Source organism: Vibrio sp. ER1A (assembly GCF_000733315.1).
Taxonomy (GTDB): domain Bacteria; phylum Pseudomonadota; class Gammaproteobacteria; order Enterobacterales; family Vibrionaceae; genus Vibrio; species Vibrio mediterranei.
Window position 1 is genome coordinate 121,171 of record NZ_JPJA01000094.1, and the last position, 16,032, is coordinate 137,202.

Consider the following 16,032-nt stretch of genomic DNA (forward strand, 5'->3'; position numbering starts at 1 on the left):
GATTTCGGCAACAAAGCCGGTATTACTTGTCGCTGTTGTAGCGTTGGTAGTAGGGGCGTTAGGCGTTGTCGACTTATTCAAAAGTAAACCTCAACCGACTACTGTCACTGAAGTGACGGAAAACAAAGATGAAGAGCATGTTGCTGTTTGGATGACCACAGAAGCATTCGAAAAGGGTCATGCAATCACTGCTCAAGGGGTGGTTAAAAAGCAACTACCTTTAAGTGAGGCGCTAAGCCTTGGCGTTCGAGAAGACGCGAAAATTAGTTTTTCACCATCTGTGCTATTAAACCGAAGTCTCACACCGGGGGAGAACGTTCTACCTGAATATCAAGTTTCCCCAGGTCAATCGGGGTATATCGACTTGCTGGTCACTGAGGGAATGACGTTATATCCACTCGAAGTGAGTGATAAAAACCTTATCAATGATTACATTCGCCCCGGTTCGTTCATTGATGTTCTAACCGTGAGTTCGCCTAACGATAACTTAGCTGGAAATGTTGATAAGCCAAAACGCTTCAGAGGAGTGAAAGCCTCAATGTTTCTCAAACATGTCAAAGTACTTAACGTGGGTGATGACAAAGGCGATAACAGCTCCGTTACCGCTCGGTCTCCCACCAAGGAAAATGGGCTTACTACCGTGGTGATCGAAGTAAAGCCTGATGACTTAGCAAAGCTTGCGTTAGCGCAACGAACCATGCATATCGAAATCTATCGAAGCCAAACCTATAAGCAGCCGGAATACGCGGAAGTACGTAACATTATTGACAATTATACAGGGATTGAAGAGTTACGTGGTAACGAGATAAATCCTAGAGAGGCCTTGTAATGATCATGCAACATCGACTCAAGCAAGCACTGTGGGTTTACATTACATCTTTGCTCATAGGCTTACTTTGGGTGAAACACGCTTACGCAGCGGATCGCTCAATTACTCTTAACGATGGCCAGCATATTCAATTGAAAATGCCTATTGGTAAGGTTTTTATAAGTAATCCTGCCATCGCAGACTACAAAATTATCAATGACAACACGCTTGTGGTGTTTGCCAATGGTGTCGGGCAATCAAGGCTTATTGTCTACGGGACAAACAATGATGTTCTGCTTTCAGACCGCATTATTGTTGATCTCGATTTAACCCAGGTACGCCGTCAGCTTAAGTTCCACTTTCCCGACGCGAAGGTCAAGGTTCAGTCGGTAGGTGAGCAGGTTGCGGTGAGTGGTGTTGTGGACTCGGAGCAAACTCGAGACGATATCTACCGCCTAGTGGCAACGCTTCTTGGACGTGAAAAAATTAAGAAGTGGGATAAAACGGAAAAGTTGGAATTCAAATCTGAACATATGGAACGTAAAGAGCCGGAAAGTATGGTCTTTGCCCGCAATATGACTTGGGAAGGGATTCTTGAACGTATTGAGGTCGCTACTACCCAACAGGTTAACGTCAAAATATCCGTTGCTCAGGTAACGGAGTCGTTTGGTAAAACGGTCGGTGTAGACTGGAGCTCAGTAGGCTCAAGTGTGGGAGAGTTCGTCTTTGACCAATTTGATGCCGCAAATCTTAGTACGCTTATCACTGCATTAGGTAATGACAGCATTGCAGAAGTGCTAGCAGAACCGAATCTAACCGTGTTGTCTGGAGAGTCTGCGAGTTTTCTCGTCGGTGGAGAAGTTCCCGTAATAGTGTCAACAAGCAACAACGTGAACATTACGTTTAAAGAGTTTGGTATCAAGCTCGACCTAACCGCAAAGGTGCTCAGCCAAGACAAAATTCGTATGCAGCTTTCTCCAGAAGTTAGTGAAGTGGAAAGTTATGTTGAAGCGGCTGGCGTCAAGGTACCTCAGTTAGCGTCCAGACGAGCCATGACAACGGTTGAGTTAGCGGACGGTGACAGCTTCATTTTAGGTGGGCTGATGAGTAGTAGTGACCTAGAAAAAATGCAGAAAATCCCATTTATCGGTGATGTGCCCGTACTCGGTGCTGCGTTTCGAAAAGCAACCACTCAACGAAAACGAACCGAACTTATCATTGTTGCTACCGTGAACTTGGTAGAGCCTATGAAACCAAAGGATATTCAACTGCCATACATTAAGAAAACCTCGACCTTGTCGCGTTGGCTAAATGTCGACGCAGATGGAAAGCATGTAGCGTCTTCAGATGCCACTATTCGTCTGTTATCGCAAGGAGGATTCATTCAATGAAGAAGCTAATCATAATTGTTTTCCTTGTTTCAACTTTATTCGGCTGTGCTTCCGAACGCTACTTTGGTGGGAATGGTGCAGAGGCTATTACCTATCAAGAACATCATAGTTTCGACTTTGCAATTAAGAATTATGATGAAACGGCTAAACAAATTAATGCATTGGTGAAGGACATTGAGTCGACTGATAAAGAGGCGACTTACGTTATCGACTATAAGAACACTCGCAGCAAAAAGGTGTTAGAGAAGATCTTTGACCAGTATCCGTCTCACAAAGTTGCACCGCAACGAGTGGAGTTCAAACACGTTCACACGCTGCGGAGTGATCTCAATATTCAAGTCACGTTAACTCGACTGAAAACGCAACAATGTGCACCCGCGCAGATACAACAACAGATTGGACAGCCTGATTGTTTTGTTGAATCAATGCGTTTGAAGCAAGTGTCCTACAAGTCGCGATTGGTAGGAGAATAAGATGTTTGACCTTACTAAAGCACTAACCACAAAGGCAAAGCCGGTTCCGAAAACACCAACAGGGGTTGCGGGTTGTACATTGTTTTATCAATCGCAGGAGTGTTTGAATCTTGTACAGGAAGTGTTCCGATTTGAAGGCTGGAATGATCCAGCATGTGTGAAAACCACGGCTGGACTGACGAAGCTAACTGAACAGCAAAGTAGTCACATCGTTATTCTTGAGCTTAATGAATCGAACAATGTCGTAGAAGATGCTAAAGCGTTTGCTAGCAAGTTGCCTACTCATAAAGGTGTGATAGTTATTGGTAAAGAAGATGCTATCTCTACTTTACGTTCACTTAAAGACATGGGCTTTTACTATGTTTTTTGGCCAGTGAACAAGCAAGAATTTGCTGATTTCTTAACTCACGTGAGCAAGAACCTCAAGACCTTTTCTGGGGTTAGCCAAAAGCGAAAAGCTAAGCGCGTGGCTGTAGTCGGCTCCAAAGGTGGTGTAGGTGCATCATTTTTGGCGACAGAACTGAGTTCTCTACTTTCTACTCATGGGACCGACACCATCCTTGTGGATCACCAATACTCCGGTACCAATATAGATGTTTTGCTCGCTCTCAAGGATTTTAAGCCTCGAGCGATTGACGAGTTCACTGCACCTTTGCATGAGATGGATGAAGAGGGGGCGCTAAGTTATCTGTTTAGCGCTAGAAAAAACCTTCGCTTGTTGGCCATTGATGGTGATATGAATCAAAACGATATTCTCACCTACAACCAGACGCTTTGTGAGTTACTAGCACGAAATACCAACTTTATTATTGAAGACTTCTCCGGAAGCGTCGATTTTAAAGTGGAACCTCAGTTGCTCGTTGAAAACTTCGACGTCGTCGTATTGGTACTAGACGCCTCGGTATCATCGGTCCGTAGCGCAAAGCGACTGTTTGAGAAAGTCGCTAACTTACAACTCACGCTATCTTCGCGTACGCGCGTTATTACGGTGGTGAACTATCATCGACCTGAAAATGCATATGTGCTGCAAAGGCCAGATCTTAAGAAGTATTTAGGTGCGGATATCGACTTGGAAGTGGCCTACTGTAAGTCATTGTCTCATATCATTATTGACGGCAAACGTGGACACAAACACGACCGCCAGATCAGTCGTTCTATAGAGCAACTGGTGAAACTAATTAATGGTCAGCCAGTGGATACTAAAGGCATGGGTTCTTGGTTAAAGAAGGTGCGCGCTAAATGAGTTCTAACAAAGACTTATATCTCGCATTTCGTGGTCAGATTTTTGAAGCCTTGGACGCAGAAGCGGTTCAGAAAATGAGTCGTCGAGACCTAGAGTCTCAAATACAAAGTGCGGTGGATCTTCTTGCCAATAGCTATCAAAGACCTATCACATCTATGATGAAGTCAGGCTTAGTAAAGAGCCTAATGGATGAGTTGTTTGGTCTAGGTCCTTTGCAGCCTTTGGTAGAGGATCAGTCGATTACCGACATTATGGTGAACGGTCCTAACAACATCTTTTTTGAAAGACACGGTAAAGTGCAAAAGTCTGAGGTGACGTTTGTTAACGAAGAGCAGGTGTTGGCGATTGCAAAACGTATTGCATCGCGTGTCGGGCGTCGCGTTGATGAACTTTCTCCTACGGTTGATGCCAGGCTAGAAGATGGCAGTCGTGTAAATATTGTTATTCCTCCGATAGCACTAGACGGCACGTCTATTTCAATACGTAAATTCCGCGAGCGGAACATTGGTTTTGAGGATTTGATTGGTTTTGGCTCTATGTCTTTAGATATGGCGCGTGTGCTGATGATTGCTTCTCGTTGTCGAATCAACGTGTTGATTTCTGGTGGTACGGGCTCAGGTAAAACCACCTTACTCAATGCCTTGTCTCAGTACATTGCTGAAGATGAACGCATCATCACCATAGAAGACGCCGCTGAACTGCGCCTTCAACAGCCTAACTTAGTTCGATTGGAAACAAGAACTTCGAGTATTGAGCAAACCGGAGCCGTCACGCAACGCGACTTGGTGATCAACGCACTTCGTATGAGACCAGATCGTATTATTCTCGGTGAGTGTCGTGGCTCGGAAGCGTTTGAAATGCTACAAGCGATGAACACGGGACACGACGGTTCGATGTCAACGTTGCACGCCAACACACCACGCGATGCTATTGCTCGTGTTGNNACTTAAATCAGCCTTTGGATGCTATTAGGAGAACCATAGTCAGTGCGGTTCAAATGGTGGTACAGGTTAACCGTTTACGTGACGGTTCCCGTAAAGTTACCAGCATTTCAGAGATTGTCGGGCTTGAAGGCGACAGCGTGGTGATGGAGGAAATCTACCGCTTTCGCTATGACGATGCGCATTACGGCGAGGCAGTGAAGGGTGATTTCGTCACTAACGGTATCATGCAGCGCTCGGAACTGGTGAAAAAAGCACAGTTTTTCGGCTTATATGATGACTTAATGGCATCGTTTAAGGGGCTATAACATGCTTTGGTTGTCGTTAGTCCTCTTTGCCTTGGTCATCATTCTTTTGAGAGACTCTAAAGTCAAAAAAGTCGATCAGTTTTTCAATATAGAAGAAGCTGAAGCGGAAAACTTAAATGCTATTAACGTTAAATCGTTGGTGAGAAAGCAGAACTGGCAGAAATTTAAGGAGTCGATTTCACCGACGCTTACCATCTTGGGGCCGCGTTCTTCGCTTTATATAGCTCTTTATATTACAGGCAGCATTATCGCGTCGTGGTATATCGTTATTGAATTATTATCCATGACCAGTTCTTGGTTAGTGCTCAGTCTTTCTCTCATTTTCACTGTTTTCGGTTATCGCTTTTTGGTGGGAAGACGGCGACGTGATTTTGAAAACACCTTTCCTGATGCTCTGAATATTCTGATGAGCGCAGTAACGGCGGGTGATAGCTTGATGCAAGCAATTAGTTATGTCGGTGAAGCAATGAACAATCCGATAGGCCGTGAATTTAAGTTAATGGGCGATCGGTTGAAGTTGGGCGAATCACCGGAAGTCGTCTTGCAGCGTTCTTGTAAAAATTACCCTTATCCTGAGTTTTTATTTTTCACAGTGACCATTAGGGCAAACATTGCTCGTGGAGGACAACTCAAAGGAGTATTAGCTCGCCTTATAAGAGTATTGGTTGATTCTAGGACGCTAGAGAAAAAGAAAATGGCCATGACTTCAGAGGCGAGGATTTCTGCGAAAATCGTCGCGGCTATTCCGCTTATTTTTACCGTTATTCTAAATTACGTAAATCCAGCGAATGTCGACTTTGTTTTAAATGATCCACAAGGTCAGTACGTCTTGTTTTACGTCCTTGGTAGCGAACTCATCGGCTTGTCTATTGTTTGGCTACTGGTAAGGGGGGTGCGCGCATGATGTTATTGACGGCGCTTATCGTCCTGTTTGTTTCCCTGTTATTTCTGATTTTTGAATCTTTGCGAGCAGAGCAGAGGCGTAAGAAGGTAGAGGACTATATTGGTGGGCAGACTTTAAACTCTTCTTCTCGTGTTAATCGCTTTTTTGTTCGATTTGGTAAAGAACACCGACACGAGCTTGAGCAGAAGCTAATCGAAGCAGGCTATTACAACACTGAATGGGCAAGATTTTACTTCCCAGCTAAGTTAGTGGTACTTGCCGTATTGTCGGTTTTAGTTTTAGTGACGGATATGACGGCCAGTAACAAGTTGTTAGCCGTGGTGTTGTCTCTTGTTGCGGTGATTGTCGTGCCTGACATGCTGTTGCAGATGCGACGCAAGATACTCATTGGAAAAACGTCCGCTCAACTTCCTTATCTACTGGACATGATGTCAGTGTGTGTACAAACCGGTATGACCATCGAAGCAGCATTGATCTATTTAGGTAAAGAGCTTGCAGAGTTTGATTCTGATCTTTGCTATCAGGTTAAGCGCACTTCTGATTCTGCCAAAATACATGGTTTAGAAAAAGCACTGAATGACCTCAGTGATCGCATACCTACGCCTGCAGTGCGAAGTTTTGTACTCACTATTATTCAAAACCTGCAATACGGTACTTCCGTAGCGCAGGTACTGAGTGATTTGGCAGAAGATATGCGAAAAGTACAGATTCTAACAGTGGAAGAAAAAGTGGGGAAACTGTCTGCAAAAATGAGTATCCCATTGATTTTATTTATTATGTTTCCCATCGTAATTCTGATTCTCGCACCGGGAATTATGCAAATGTCCATAAATATAGGAGGGTAACGCGTGATCAGAAAACCGTTCTATATCGTCTTAGTTTTACTGATTTCATTAGTCGGATGTCAGTCGGCTCCATCTCCAGAGAGTGACCTACAAGACGAAATTGCCAGTATGGAGAAGGTGAAAAACTATGATGGTTTGATTAGTTATTACAAGTCTGAGTTAGAAAAAGGATCGAAAGATCCTCAAATCAAAGAAAAGTTGGCTTGGGCCTACTTTCATAAAGGTGACCTAGAATCTGCCGATTTTTACGTCCAGCATTTACAGAAAGAAGGTGTCAAAAATCCAAGTTTGTACCAGTTAGAGGGGCAGGTTTTTGACGCTAAAAACGATACTGATAATGCAATTGGTGCCTATTTAGACTCTATTAAGTCGGGTAATCAATCTGGTCAAGTTCATGTCTTGTTGGGCGTATCGTATACCAAGGCTGGGAGCTACAAAGAAGCCTACAAGCAATTGAATGAAGCAAGGTTACGTGGTTATGACGACGTTGTCATTAAGAACAATCTAGCGATGATTCATATGGCAACTGGTGATTACCAAAAGGCGGTAGAAATGCTCACTCCAATTCTCAAAGAAAACCCGAGTAATAAGATCGTAAAAGCAAACTTAGCCATTGCACTTATGAAAGTGCAGCAGGTGGATGCTGCGAGAAAACTGTTAAAAGGTGAGTTTTCTGACCAAGAATTGCGTGATATTAGCGCCGAACTCACTCAGTACCGGAGTTAACAATGAATCGCCTGTACAAGCAAAAAGGAGTTACAACGGTTGAATTTGCTTTGGGAGCCATCGTACTCATCTTCGCTACATTTGCTATTTTCGAATCGAGTTACCAGATCTACGTCGTCAATATGACAGAGTATTCGCTGAGAGAAACGATTAGGAACACCAAAATCTATGAAGGAAAGGGCATCAATCAGCAATACGAAGCGAAGTTTAAGGCACTTATCGAAGACGATAAAAACTTATGGCACTTCTTAATCGATAGCTCGAGATTTTCTATAGATGGCAAGTACTTCAAAACCTATGACGATTTCATTGCTAACCGAGGGCATTCGAGCCAAGGGTTGAATTTCAACTATGACTTGGCAGAAATCACAGTTACTTATCATTACTCTCCAATGCTCAAGTTTTGGGGAACGTCTGATAGCACTATCTCTCGTACTATGGTGCTCAATTTAGAACATGAGGGGTGGAAAGATGACGCTCCATAAGCACGGTGTACGTTCCAAACATCGCCAAAAAGGGTCCTTCGCGATCGAATTAGCGTTCGTCATGATGGCTCTGTGCGCTGTCTATCTCTTCTCGACAGATTTGAGTCATCAGCTTCTAGTTCGAGCCAAGTTGGATCGCTCGAGCTTCGCGCTCGCCAACGTGATCAAAGAACGTACTCGCTATTTCGATGCTGATGTTGCTGCCGGAAAGAATCTAGCAGTAACCAGCTCTGATTTAGTCAACCTTACTCAAGTTGCGAGTCGAATGCTAAATACAGCGCCTGGAAACGTAGCACTTAAAATTGAATCGCTGACCAATAAAACGTCCGTGGTTGGGTTTACTAGTAACAAATTTAATAGCTTAAATTGTCAGACTGACTCACTCCAAGATCACGCTGATTTAGCTCCGGTGGAAAAAGGGGTTATCTATCCGCTGTATCGAGTGAGCATATGTCAGCAACAACACTCTTGGTTTGAACCCTTTGTAAATGGCGGTACCAGTACCACCGTCAAGATTGTTTCATCCTCAATAATGCCCGGGAGATAGTGTAATGAGAATGCAGCGTTATCAGCATCGAAGTCTCCGTCGCCAGAAAGGAGTCGCCGCAATCTGGATGGGATTGATGCTTGTACCCATAATGGGATTTACATTTTGGGCAGTCGAAGGGACGCGTTATGTTCAGGAAACCAGCCGTCTAAGGGATGCTTCTGAAGCTGCCGCTTTAGCGGTAACCATTGAAGATCAACCAACGCTCGCTAACAATCTTGCGACTAAATATATTGAAAACTACGTGCGCGATATCAAGTCAACGGCACTGACCGCGCAGCGATTTCATCAGGCAGAGAACCAAAATGCAGGTGTTCTGGAGTATATCCAATATACGGTTAACGCTAAAACGACACATGATTCTTGGTTTGCGAGCAGCTTTATTCCATCATTCGGTGACCAGCAAGATCTAGCAGGACGCTCCTTGGCGAGAAAATACCCAGTCTATCTGGGGGATAATAATATCGATATCGTGTTTGTTTCCGACTTTTCTGGTTCAATGAATAGCCGATGGGGTACTAATCGAAATAGAAAGATCGATGACCTAAAAACAGCCATTAATCAGATATCAGACAAAATTCTTTGTACATCAATTCGCCGTGACCAAGTAAACGGTAATGTGGAAGATGTATGCGATGAACAAGGACAAGACTCGACAGCAAATAAACTGCTTAACCGTGTAGGTTTCGTTCCGTTCAATATTCGCACTAGAGAAGTCATATCTTCTCAAAATGCTAGGTCAACGAGTCAACTTAGCTACAGAAACGATACTCACGCTAATCGTTCTACATACACCTACAACCAAGTACCATGGGATGCCTGGCGCGGTGAGTCGTGGAATCAAGTATCAAGCTGTGCCAATAATCCGAGGAACTGTAAACCTGTAAGAAACTGGAGTTGGAATCGTCGTCAAAACTGCTACTACAATGCCCGTTATTGCCCGCAAGAGGCGCTGAATAACCAGCAATATGCAAAACGAATAAATGATGTTCTGTCGAGAAGTTACTACTATCCAGATGATTACAATTATGTTGACTTCAATCAGACAATATCCACTATGTTTAGCGATAAGTCAGGATTGCCATCTAACTATTATCGAATAAACGGAGTCCAATTGTTCGCGGGTTTTGGTGACCAAAGCTCCACACAGTTTCACAATATTGCGTTAACTAACAAACTATCCGATCTCAATGCCATTTCACCAATGTGGGCGAACGGAAGTACCGCTGCATTCCAAGGAATATTGCGGGGAGCACAAATTCTTAAGCAAGGTGACCCCAATAGTTCCGATCAAGATGAGCAGCAAGCCTATACAAAGAAAATAAAAATGCTGCTCATACTAAGCGATGGTCAAGAGAGCCCTAACAACGGCATTTTAAGGGGACTGGTGAATGCTGGCATGTGTAATAAAGCAAGACAGCAAATACCCGGCTTATACATAGGTGTAATAGGTATTAACTTTCAAGCGTCTCAACAAAGTGGTTTTCAAGACTGTGTAGTTGACCCCAACGAAGACATTATCGACGTATCCAACCTCGATGAATTGATTAAGAAGATAGAAGAACTCATCCGCAAGGGCTCTAAAACAAGCGGAATAACTAAGTTGTACTAGAGGAAAATATGAAGAAGTTAGTGATTGGTGCACTTGTCACGTCGACGTTGCCATACAGTTTGGCCGCAAATGCAGGAGAGGGGCAAACCGTTTATTGCGATAACACTTTTAATGAATATCAGCACAGTGTCACAGTCGGGAATATCACAGGTATTGCGCAGCATCGAAAAGGTTTTTTACAAATCGAACAAAAGTCAGATGACAGTGACTTAAAAAAGCTTTTGGCCGGGGAATCTAGCCTTGCTTTAAGTCAGTCTGGCTGCACAACTTGGATAGGTGATGAGCAAGGAAAGGAAGAACAAGGAGGCTTAGTGGCACGTCTTCATTTTGGTTTTGACCAAGCCAATCTCACTCCCATGGGCGATGAAGCATTAAATCGTTTAGCAGATACGCTAGGGAAACAGGCTAGTAATATCACTATAGACGGGCACACCGACAGTACTGGACCCGAAGGGTATAACCAAACACTTGGGCTGAAAAGAGCGTTAACAACCTCAGATGGCCTAATCTCAAAAGGCGTGGATAAGAATCATATTGTTGTGCGTTCCTTTGGCGAAACCAAGCCGATTGCGACCAACTCGACGACAGAAGGGCGAGCGCAAAACCGACGTTCGGAGATAAGGGTTTCTTCCGATAGCACGGTTAAATCAGTGAACAAGTGATTCAATAACTAAGTGGTCATCTTGTCTGTTTAGGGAAGTTGCCACATCAAACTGAATGGAGTCATGGTGGATAGCAATAGAGTGGCAGTGGATAGATACAAAAGAATGATCGCCATTATGGTTGTGATGACTTGGAGTGGTGTCGTTGCAGCGTCGGAGCTTATTGATTTTGAAGAACGAGACAAGTTAAACAACATTAACTCTTCGTATGAGCAGCAATACAGTGAGTTGAGAATCGATGAGAATATAGCTCGATTTAATAAGTTGAATGCAGACATTGAATCAACCAAGATCAAGCTCGACAACAATATAGAAATGATAAAATCAGAGACGTCTAGGCTTAAGGATAAACTGGTGGAAGGCGTCTACGACGAATCGTTGATTCTGACTCTTCGTAACTTATCAGCGAAAGTCAACTCAATGAAGCATCAGATAGAGACTGCAGGAAAGCAACTTGCTGAAACTAAAAAAGAACTGTCTCATGGCCAGCAACAAGCCGCTCAGGTTGAAAGGGTTAAGAATGATGCAATTCTCGCTCTATATGAGCAAATAAAAAGCCGTCATATGAATGAAGCTAAGCAAGTAGTTAAAGATACATATGAGGGTAGTTTGCAATGTAATGTGGCGGAGAGCCTATCGACTTGTGTAAACCGAAATCTACCGTCGATAAAAAATGCATTTGTAATTAGCAAAGGTGGTTTATCTCGTATTAAACTCACTGGATTCAGAGTGGTCGATGCAACACAAAGGTTAAATGGTGATTTAAGCTTCATTGCTGATGCGAGTTATAAACACAGTTACAGCACTAACACTGAAGTTGAGCTTAGGAAAGCACTGAACTTGGATAATGTGCGTTTTGTGTTTCGATCTAACTCCTCTAAAACAAGTTTTTATATTAACGACCAGAAGGTCGGTTCTGGTGAACGTGTTGATGTAACTGGTAATTATGTTGGAGTCTACAGCGTGCGTGCTGTAAATAATGGAAAAGCACAGTCGCTAAAACTTAACTTAAAGAATGGTGGAGATTATTTCTTCCCATTTGCTAGCAAAACAAGCTCGGACAAGCTTGTTTTAAAAGAAATGAGCAATGCGATCAGTCGTACCATACCCAGCAGTCATAAAACAAAGTTTACTAAAAGCGTTCTAAATCCAAGCAAGATTAAGGAAGCGACATCAGCTAATTCAAAAAATGAAACGCATTATACTAATAAGGTAATTTATAAAGATCAGGCATTTACCTATTTATCACCGAGATTTCAGGGGAACAAAAAGTCTCATGATCTATTCCTAAATCGTGAAGACGCTATTCAATATTGTGAGCAACGTTTGTCTTCTAAACTACCAACGCAAGCCGCTTATCAGTATTTAGAGCTATATACGGACCTTGCACCTGGAGATTATTGGACTCAAAAAGGTAAGGTGTATTCTTCGGAAAAACATGAAGAACTAGATAAAGCTTTTAATACTAATAGGTTTATTTGCATGGTAAGTATGAACTAACCTTATCGGTTTAGATATCGACTTTGCATTTCTACGACACGCGCAACATAGTTGCGCGTTTCTTTTATTGGAAACTCTTTAGTCAGCTTAACATAAAGTTGCTCAGTAGTGAGTTGACTGACTCTAAAAGTAAGGTGTGATAAAGATTGGGTATCGAATCCATATTTCATCAGATTGCTAAGGCCGCAGTTGTAAGCTGCTATGACGAGTAGCTTTCTAGAGTTTCGATCTCTTATATTGCGAAGGTACACGGTATCAAGAATACTAAGGTAAGCAGTTCCGATATCGATGTTAGTTGTAGGGTCAAAGATTTGCTGAATGGAATAGCTCACACCCCCTCTGTATCTTTTTGCGACTTCTTGCGCCGCTCCATCTTCTGTTATCTGCATTAGTCCGTACGCATAAGCAGGGCTTTGTGCTGTATGATTAAAATAACTTTCGACATGGATTACAGCATAAATCAAACTGGCATCAACGTTCCATTTTTCTGAAGAAGCGCGGATAATTGGTTGATACAAAGTGCTCTTAACACCACCCGCTGTGATATTGGGCGAGGGGAGAGGTTGATTTTGACTCCTGCCTCCACGAAGTTGGATAATATTATGATTAGACTGAGATGGATTAATTGTAGTCAATCTTGATTTAGCCGAGCCTTGACTCTTGAGTCTCTCTGAAGAAGANNCTGTTGTCCGAGACAACCTCTATGTATTGCTTTCCATACACTTTATTTTGATATAGTAGAAAAACTACCGTTAACAATAGGTATAGGATACTACGTGAAATTATTAGCATAAGAGAATAGCAAGTAAGAAACCTAAAATTTAAGTTTAGCGTTCTTTTGAAAAATGGAGTGTATTGGTTTTGATACTACTAAGGAAACATGTTATTTCTTTCTTAATCGATCATGTAGCCATTGATGGTGAATGCTGTAATCACCATGTTGAGACCAAATTAGTGATGCATATATCTGTCGGCCAAATAGTAATGTTTGATCGTTAATCATCATAATTGAATCTCTTTTTATATGATTTTCAACAAGGTGCTGAGGAAGAAACGCTATTCCTTTTTTTGCTAGACATAGCTCTAGAATTGTAGAGGTATCATCCAGAACCCAAATATTGTGCCGAGCAATACTGGAGATATCAATGATGTCTTCGCTACCGTCGATGAGCAAAAGCCTTGCGGATATATAGCTATTGGTTTCAGAGAAATCCTTATGTGCAATCCAATGACAATTAACCAAGAATAACTCATCGACGTTGAAGTCAAACTCTGTCTTATGGTAAGGGTTTCCTATGGCGATATCTATTTGATGGTTGTTAATATATTGCCCAAGGATATAGCTGGGTTTTGTGACAACTGTAAGTTCCGTNNTCAGGATATATTTCAGAAAATTCCATCAGTGTGTGCTTGACATTATGGTCAAACACGAGTGGGTCGATACCTATCCTTAATTTACTTTCATCTTTAAAGCTCAGTGCTTCTGCAACATTAATAAGCTCCATATATTTTGACACAATCGGTGTTGCTAATTGAAAGATTTTCTTTCCTCGAGAAGTCAATTCAATAGAGTTGTTTTTTCTCTCTAATAAGTCATAACCAAGCTCATTCTCTAGGTTTTTGACGGCGCCACTAATAGTTGACTGAGATTTAGCAAGTTTTCTGGCGGCCTTGCTAAATGAACCATTAGTAACAACGGAGTGAAACGATAGCAAATTGTCGAAAGGTAGCTTCATACATACGCTCTACGATAAGGTAAAGTAACGATTTAAGCGTAACAGTCTATTTGCAAATAGAATGTCATATTGAGAATAGTGTGATTTGTGTCACACTATCGATGGGCGATTTGAGATTTTAATTTTTAATGAGAATTAAGAAATTGAAAAGTAAGATATTGAAAATTGCGAAGGTTTAGTTATTCCTAATTATAAATTACTAAAAATAGTTTATTTATGTTTCTCAAACGCTATCGGTAATTCCGATAGCGTTCACTTTTGAGACGGTGATCNAATGCCTACCTTTACTAATGCCAAGGGCAAACAGTCATAAAAGGAATAGGATTATGTTGATGACATTATATGTAAAAGCTTTGTCATTTTTGACCACGCTTAAGAATGATGAACGCGGTGTTACCGCAATTGAGTATGGGTTGATAGCGGTGGCTATGGCTGTACTCTTGTCTGCAGTTTTGGTGTTTGGTGAAGGTAATATGTTGGGAGAACTTCAGCAAGCATTCAACGCAATCGCAACTGATATTAATGATACAACAGGGCTTACCGCAGGAACAGGTGGTTAATAAATAACGTAGCGGTAATATTGTGCTTAATCATATACTGCTAGCATCGATAGTATGTTTACTTGTCTTCGTGTCGTTTTCTGACATTCGGAAACGAAAGATACCTAACTCTTATATATTGATGCTGGCAGCTTTATCAACACTGATCGGTTATGAGCACTATACGTTAACATATTTTCTTACGTACTCTCTTCTAATCACCATTTTATTAACAACCTTCTATTTTGGCTGGATGGGTGGTGGTGACGTTAAGTTGATATCAATACTAGCTTTGGCATTGCCTAGTGTTGTTACAGTAGCAGCACTTTGGTTAACGATTATGTTTGGAGGTGTATTGGCTATTATTCGATTATCTCAATACCGCTTTAACATAATTTCAGCGAAGAAAGATCAACGCGGATTACCCTATGGAGTTGCAATATCTATGGGTTTCTGCTTACCACTGATATATATTTATATATAGGTAAACATTATGAAGTCGAAGATAATATTTGCTGTCGCATTTCTAGCAATATTAATTGGGGTTCTTGGCGTTTATTCAAGCATGAATAAGCCCCTACAACAGCCAGTGGTAGAAGAAAAACAAGCAGCGACTCCTACCATCGAACCTAAGGCAGAATATGTGACCGTTTGGCGGTCTACCGAATCTATTTCTAAAGGCGAGCCAATTAATTCATCCAAGGTCAAGCGAGAGCAATTATTACTCACTTCTGCTCTTGATGAAGGTATCCGATCTGATGTTGAATTGGATTTTGACCCTACAACATTATTCAATACCCCCATTTCATCGGGTCAACTTATTCTGCCCGAGATGCTCACTAAAAAAGATGCCCCAGGGTATATTGATCTTCTTGTTACCGAAGGAATGACACTTTACCCACTTGTGGTGAGCAGTAAAAACCTTATCAGCGACTTTATTCGCCCTGGAGAACATATTGATATTCTTACAGTAAGCTCTCCTAAAGATAACTTATCAGGAAAGCGTGAGAAACCAATTAAATTTAGAGGTGTCACGGCAACCCTATTTTTGCAAAATATCAAAGTGTTAAACATGGGCGGTTCGGAAGAAGAGCAAAGTGTTAAACCAGTATCAGAAAACAAAGAGGATGGTTTCACCACCATTATTATTGAAATTCCACCAGAGGAAGTGGCTCGGTTAGCTCTTGCGCAACGAACGATGCATCTCGAAGTTTATAGAAGCCGTGAATATCAAGAGCCTGTATATGCGGATGTCAGAAATGTTATGGACAACTATATTGGCGTAGAGGAGCTAAGGGGCTTTGTTGCCGAA

At 42.1% G+C, this 16,032-nt stretch carries 16 protein-coding genes and 2 pseudogenes; 16 read left to right on the forward strand and 2 right to left on the reverse strand.

Going from position 1 to position 16,032, the window contains the following annotated elements; genetic code table 11:
- Nucleotide 1 precedes the first annotated feature (1 nt).
- The 13 genes and pseudogenes from cpaB (HW45_RS23810) to HW45_RS23870 all read left to right on the forward strand — a co-directional run bounded on the left by cpaB (HW45_RS23810) (nucleotide 2) and on the right by HW45_RS23870 (nucleotide 12,445).
- Entirely contained in the window at nucleotides 2-829 is an 828-nt protein-coding gene (gene cpaB / locus HW45_RS23810) for a Flp pilus assembly protein CpaB (RefSeq protein WP_038230647.1), read from the forward strand.
- Nucleotides 829-2,199: a type II and III secretion system protein family protein gene (locus tag HW45_RS23815; protein ID WP_038230327.1), complete on the forward strand. Its 1,371-nt coding sequence runs from the start codon at nucleotides 829-831 to the stop codon at nucleotides 2,197-2,199. The genes cpaB (HW45_RS23810) and HW45_RS23815 overlap by 1 nt, the downstream gene beginning before the upstream one ends.
- A complete protein-coding gene (locus HW45_RS23820) occupies nucleotides 2,196-2,672 on the forward strand; it encodes a hypothetical protein (RefSeq protein ID WP_038230329.1) in 477 nt (158 codons plus the stop codon). The genes HW45_RS23815 and HW45_RS23820 overlap by 4 nt, the downstream gene beginning before the upstream one ends.
- Before the next feature lies 1 nt (nucleotide 2,673).
- Entirely contained in the window at nucleotides 2,674-3,915 is a 1,242-nt protein-coding gene (locus tag HW45_RS23825) for an AAA family ATPase (protein ID WP_038230331.1), read from the forward strand.
- A pseudogene (locus tag HW45_RS23830) lies at nucleotides 3,912-5,164 on the forward strand (CpaF family protein). The gene HW45_RS23825 and the pseudogene HW45_RS23830 overlap by 4 nt, the downstream one beginning before the upstream one ends.
- 1 nt (nucleotide 5,165) lies before the next feature.
- Entirely contained in the window at nucleotides 5,166-6,068 is a 903-nt protein-coding gene (locus tag HW45_RS23835; protein WP_038230333.1) for a type II secretion system F family protein, read from the forward strand.
- Nucleotides 6,065-6,913, forward strand: a complete 849-nt coding sequence (locus HW45_RS23840; protein ID WP_038230335.1) for a type II secretion system F family protein — start codon at nucleotides 6,065-6,067, stop codon at nucleotides 6,911-6,913. Before HW45_RS23835 ends, HW45_RS23840 begins: the two co-directional genes overlap by 4 nt.
- Before the next feature lie 3 nt (nucleotides 6,914-6,916).
- Nucleotides 6,917-7,639: a tetratricopeptide repeat protein gene (locus HW45_RS23845; protein ID WP_051868339.1), complete on the forward strand. Its 723-nt coding sequence runs from the start codon at nucleotides 6,917-6,919 to the stop codon at nucleotides 7,637-7,639.
- A gap of 2 nt (nucleotides 7,640-7,641) precedes the next feature.
- Nucleotides 7,642-8,124, forward strand: coding sequence for a TadE/TadG family type IV pilus assembly protein (locus HW45_RS23850; RefSeq protein WP_038230336.1), 483 nt, complete (start codon nucleotides 7,642-7,644; stop codon nucleotides 8,122-8,124).
- On the forward strand, nucleotides 8,111-8,671 hold the full coding sequence (gene tadF / locus HW45_RS23855) for a tight adherence pilus pseudopilin TadF (RefSeq protein WP_038230337.1): 561 nt from the start codon (nucleotides 8,111-8,113) through the stop codon (nucleotides 8,669-8,671). Before HW45_RS23850 ends, tadF begins: the two co-directional genes overlap by 14 nt.
- A gap of 4 nt (nucleotides 8,672-8,675) precedes the next feature.
- Nucleotides 8,676-10,283, forward strand: coding sequence for a pilus assembly protein (locus HW45_RS23860; RefSeq protein WP_038230338.1), 1,608 nt, complete (start codon nucleotides 8,676-8,678; stop codon nucleotides 10,281-10,283).
- 8 nt (nucleotides 10,284-10,291) lie between these two features.
- Entirely contained in the window at nucleotides 10,292-10,945 is a 654-nt protein-coding gene (locus HW45_RS23865; protein WP_038230339.1) for an OmpA family protein, read from the forward strand.
- A gap of 105 nt (nucleotides 10,946-11,050) precedes the next feature.
- Nucleotides 11,051-12,445, forward strand: coding sequence for a hypothetical protein (locus HW45_RS23870; protein WP_081875886.1), 1,395 nt, complete (start codon nucleotides 11,051-11,053; stop codon nucleotides 12,443-12,445).
- A 2-nt stretch (nucleotides 12,446-12,447) separates the two neighbouring features.
- On the opposite strand, the gene HW45_RS23875 is transcribed toward HW45_RS23870, so the two are convergent.
- Together HW45_RS23875 and HW45_RS30405 are read right to left on the reverse strand one after the other, a co-directional pair.
- Entirely contained in the window at nucleotides 12,448-12,963 is a 516-nt protein-coding gene (locus tag HW45_RS23875) for a transglycosylase SLT domain-containing protein (protein ID WP_051868340.1), read from the reverse strand.
- A gap of 365 nt (nucleotides 12,964-13,328) precedes the next feature.
- Nucleotides 13,329-14,181, reverse strand: a pseudogene (locus tag HW45_RS30405) (LysR family transcriptional regulator).
- Between the two features lie 326 nt (nucleotides 14,182-14,507).
- Between HW45_RS30405 and HW45_RS23885 the strand changes: the two are divergent.
- The 3 genes from HW45_RS23885 to cpaB (HW45_RS23895) all read left to right on the forward strand — a co-directional run.
- Nucleotides 14,508-14,741 (forward strand): Flp family type IVb pilin, encoded by a 234-nt coding sequence (locus HW45_RS23885; protein ID WP_038230343.1) that lies wholly within the window; start codon nucleotides 14,508-14,510, stop codon nucleotides 14,739-14,741.
- 22 nt (nucleotides 14,742-14,763) lie between these two features.
- Nucleotides 14,764-15,204, forward strand: a complete 441-nt coding sequence (locus HW45_RS30410; protein WP_443083048.1) for an A24 family peptidase — start codon at nucleotides 14,764-14,766, stop codon at nucleotides 15,202-15,204.
- Nucleotides 15,205-15,213: 9 nt separating this feature from the next.
- Nucleotides 15,214-16,032: Flp pilus assembly protein CpaB (gene cpaB / locus HW45_RS23895; protein WP_081875899.1), on the forward strand; the 819-nt coding region annotated here is incomplete at its 3' end.

Excerpts from the sequence above, each read along its gene's own strand:
- HW45_RS23815 (WP_038230327.1), top strand. The coding sequence starts at position 829 with ATGATCATGCAACATCGACTCAAGCAAGCACTGTGGGTTTACATTACA.
- HW45_RS23820 (WP_038230329.1), top strand. The coding sequence starts at position 2,196 with ATGAAGAAGCTAATCATAATTGTTTTCCTTGTTTCAACTTTATTCGGC.
- HW45_RS23825 (WP_038230331.1), top strand. The coding sequence starts at position 2,674 with ATGTTTGACCTTACTAAAGCACTAACCACAAAGGCAAAGCCGGTTCCG.
- HW45_RS23835 (WP_038230333.1), top strand. The coding sequence starts at position 5,166 with ATGCTTTGGTTGTCGTTAGTCCTCTTTGCCTTGGTCATCATTCTTTTG.
- HW45_RS23840 (WP_038230335.1), top strand. The coding sequence starts at position 6,065 with ATGATGTTATTGACGGCGCTTATCGTCCTGTTTGTTTCCCTGTTATTT.
- HW45_RS23850 (WP_038230336.1), top strand. The coding sequence starts at position 7,642 with ATGAATCGCCTGTACAAGCAAAAAGGAGTTACAACGGTTGAATTTGCT.
- tadF (WP_038230337.1), top strand. The coding sequence starts at position 8,111 with ATGACGCTCCATAAGCACGGTGTACGTTCCAAACATCGCCAAAAAGGG.
- HW45_RS23860 (WP_038230338.1), top strand. The coding sequence starts at position 8,676 with ATGAGAATGCAGCGTTATCAGCATCGAAGTCTCCGTCGCCAGAAAGGA.
- HW45_RS23865 (WP_038230339.1), top strand. The coding sequence starts at position 10,292 with ATGAAGAAGTTAGTGATTGGTGCACTTGTCACGTCGACGTTGCCATAC.
- HW45_RS23870 (WP_081875886.1), top strand. The coding sequence starts at position 11,051 with ATGATCGCCATTATGGTTGTGATGACTTGGAGTGGTGTCGTTGCAGCG.
- HW45_RS23885 (WP_038230343.1), top strand. The coding sequence starts at position 14,508 with ATGTTGATGACATTATATGTAAAAGCTTTGTCATTTTTGACCACGCTT.